Source organism: Cellulomonas sp. P4_B5_2, assembly GCF_056402235.1.
On record NZ_JBFUHU010000385.1, the window covers coordinates 1 to 3,043 of the forward strand.

The window sequence follows — 3,043 nt, forward strand, 5'->3', positions numbered from 1 at the left end:
GCCTACGCCTACGCGCGCACCGGCTACCACCGCGGGCTCGACGCCCTGCGCCGCGCCGGCTGGCACGGGCGCGGACCGATCCCCGCCGACCACGCCCCCAACGAGGGGTTCCTGCGCGCCCTGCTCGCCCTCGCCGAGGCCGCGGAGGCGATCGGGGAGTCCGAGGAGGCCGAGCGCTGCGAGACGTTCCTCGTGGACAGCGGGACGTCGGTCGACGAGGTGGCCAACCTGCGGTGACATGACCATTTCTTGACGGTCCGGTACCCTCTCGGAGGTACTGGGTCACTGCCGCCCGGTGCCCGGCCCCGGTACACGGGTCCGCACCGTAGGCAGGGGGAGTGGTGATTCAGATGCCGGCCGTCGTGGTGCTCGGAGCTCAGTGGGGCGACGAGGGCAAGGGGAAGGCGACCGACCAGCTCGGCTCGCGGACCGACTACGTCGTGAAGTTCAACGGCGGCAACAACGCGGGTCACACGGTCGTGATCGGGGGCGAGAAGTACGCCCTGCACCTGCTGCCGTCGGGGATCCTCTCGCCCGGCGTCGTCCCGGTGATCGGCAACGGCGTGGTCGTCGACATCGAGGTGCTCTTCGAGGAGATCGACGCGCTCGAGGCCCGCGGCGTGGACACCTCCGCCCTCAAGGTCTCGTCGGCCGCCCACGTCATCGCGCCGTACAACCGCACCCTCGACAAGGTCACCGAGCGGTTCCTGGGCAAGCGCCGCATCGGCACCACCGGTCGCGGCATCGGCCCGGCGTACTCCGACAAGATCAACCGCGTCGGCATCCGGATGCAGGACCTGTTCGACGAGAAGATCCTGAGGGAGAAGGTCGAGGGCGCCCTCGACCAGAAGAACCACCTGCTGGTGAAGGTCTACAACCGCCGGGCCATCACTGTCGACGAGACGGTCGAGGACCTGCTGCGCCACGCCGACCGGCTGCACCCGATGGTCGCGGACACCCCGCTGCTGCTCAACACCGCGCTCGACGACGGCAAGACCCTGGTCTTCGAGGCCGGTCAGGCCACCATGCTCGACGTCGACCACGGCACCTACCCGTTCGTCACGTCCTCGTCGGCCACGGCCGGCGGCGCGTGCACGGGCTCAGGCGTCGGACCCACCCGGATCGACCGCGTGGTCGCCGTCGCGAAGGCGTACACCACCCGCGTCGGCGAGGGCCCGTTCCCCACCGAGCTGCTCGACGACGACGGCGAGTGGCTGCGGCAGACCGGCGGGGAGTTCGGCACCACCACCGGCCGGCCGCGCCGCACCGGCTGGTACGACGCCGTCGTGGTCCGCTACGCCAGCCGCGTCAACGGCCTCACCGACCTGGTGGTCACCAAGCTCGACGTGCTCACCGGCAGGGAGAAGATCCCCGTCGCCGTGGCGTACGACGTGCAGGGGCGCCGGTTCGACGAGATGCCGTACGACCAGTCCGACTTCCACCACGCCAAGCCGATCTACGAGTACCTGGACGGCTGGACCGAGGACATCTCCGGGGCTCGCGAGTTCGACGACCTGCCCGCCGCGGCGCAGCGCTACCTGCTGCACCTCGAGGAGATCTCGGGCGCCCGCATCTCGTCGGTCGGCGTCGGCCCCGGCCGCGAGGCCACGATCGTCCGGCACGAGCTGCTCAGCTGACGTCTCCCGCGACGCGGGCGTGCAGGTGCATGTCGTGCCAGCCGTCCGCGTGCAGGGCGTCGCCGCGCTTGGTCCCCTCGAGGTGGAACCCGGCTCGGGTGGCCACGAGGCACGACGCCGGGTTGTCGACCGAGTGGTCGACCTCGATCCGGTGCAGCCCGAGCGCGTCGAACGCCCACTCGGCGACCGTGCGGAGCGCCGTCGTCGCGAGCCCGCGCCCGCGCGCACGGGGGAGCACCCAGTAGGAGACGGTCGACCGGCCGTCGCCGTGCTCGAACGACCGAAGGCTGAGCTGCCCGACGACGTCGCCGTCGCGTTCCAGGGCCCAGCCGGCGCCGGTCTCGCCCTCCCACCGCCCCGACCACGAGGCGACCCAGGCGGCCGCCTCGTCGGCGTCCATGGACCGGGCGTGCCATCGTCGGATGTCGGGGTCCGCGTAGGCCGCGACGACCGCCGCCTCGTCGCCGGCCCGCCACGGGCGGAGTCGCAGACCGTCCGCGTCCAGCACCGGTTGCGGAAGCCGGCGGATGCTGCCGGGGGTGATCGTGGGCGGGGTCAGCCGGGGCACGCGGCCAGTATGTCCGAGCTCAGACGGCCGCGGTCAGGGGCGCGTCCTCGACGGGCTCCACGACGACCGCCGGCAGCACCAGCTCGTCGACCATGCGCTGGCGGACGACCGCGATGGGGTAGCCGACCGCCGCGACGCAGACCACGGTCGCGCCGAGGAACACCGCGGGCAGGCCCCACTGCTCGGCCACGAGCCCGCCGAGGAGCGCGCCGAGCGGCATGAGCCCGTACCCGAGCGTCCGGCTGGCACCGCCCACGCGACCGAGCATGCCGGGCGCGACCATCCGCTGGCGCATCGACTGCGAGATCACGTTGCCGTTGGTGTTGAGGAAGCCGAGGAAGAACATGGCGACCGCGATGGCGGGCACCGTGGGCACGAGCACCGGGACCAGCATGAGCAGCGCGTCGATGGTCCAGCAGCCCAGCAGCAGCCGGACCTCGGGGATGCGCCGGCCCAGCGGCTCCGCGGCGATCGAGCCGAGCACCGCGCCCACCGCGAGCACGGCGATCACCAGCGGGTAGTGCGCGGGCTCGAGCCCGACGCGCGAGCCGGGGCCGACCATCCAGAGCACGAACACGGCGAAGTAGCCGGTGCTGGCCATGTTCATCACGCTGCCGGCCACCAGGAGCGGGCGGAGCACGGGGTGCCGCACCAGGAACCCGACGCCCTCGCGGACCTCGGTGAGCGCCGAGCGCTTCTCCGCGGCCGCGTGCTTGTACGACCCCGGGATCCGGGTGGCGATGAGCAGGAGGGCGAGCACGCCGAGGCCGGCCGGGACGCCGAACACCCAGCCGGCGCCGAGCGCGAGCATCCCGCCCGCGATCGGGCCGCCGACGAA

4 protein-coding genes are annotated in these 3,043 nt (G+C 72.7%); 2 read left to right on the forward strand and 2 right to left on the reverse strand.

Annotation, left to right across the window (positions count from 1 at the left end; genetic code table 11):
- The coding region (locus AC1DUQ_RS19880; RefSeq protein ID WP_477074438.1) for a DUF3151 family protein at positions 1-237 on the forward strand (237 nt) is incomplete at its 5' end.
- A 113-nt stretch (positions 238-350) separates the two neighbouring features.
- Complete coding sequence (locus AC1DUQ_RS19885; RefSeq protein ID WP_477061045.1) at positions 351-1,637, forward strand: adenylosuccinate synthase; 1,287 nt, start codon at positions 351-353, stop codon at positions 1,635-1,637.
- On the opposite strand, the gene AC1DUQ_RS19890 is transcribed toward AC1DUQ_RS19885, so the two are convergent.
- Together AC1DUQ_RS19890 and AC1DUQ_RS19895 are read right to left on the reverse strand one after the other, a co-directional pair.
- Positions 1,630-2,205: a GNAT family N-acetyltransferase gene (locus AC1DUQ_RS19890; RefSeq protein ID WP_477061046.1), complete on the reverse strand. Its 576-nt coding sequence runs from the start codon at positions 2,203-2,205 to the stop codon at positions 1,630-1,632. The two genes, AC1DUQ_RS19885 and AC1DUQ_RS19890, sit on opposite strands and share 8 nt — an antisense overlap.
- Positions 2,206-2,224: 19 nt before the next feature.
- A partial coding sequence (locus tag AC1DUQ_RS19895) for an MFS transporter (RefSeq protein ID WP_477074439.1) occupies positions 2,225-3,043 on the reverse strand: 819 nt, incomplete at its 5' end.

Bases quoted from the DNA above. Each gene is read 5' to 3' on its own strand.
- AC1DUQ_RS19885 (WP_477061045.1), top strand. From the start codon at position 351: ATGCCGGCCGTCGTGGTGCTCGGAGCTCAGTGGGGCGACGAGGGCAAG.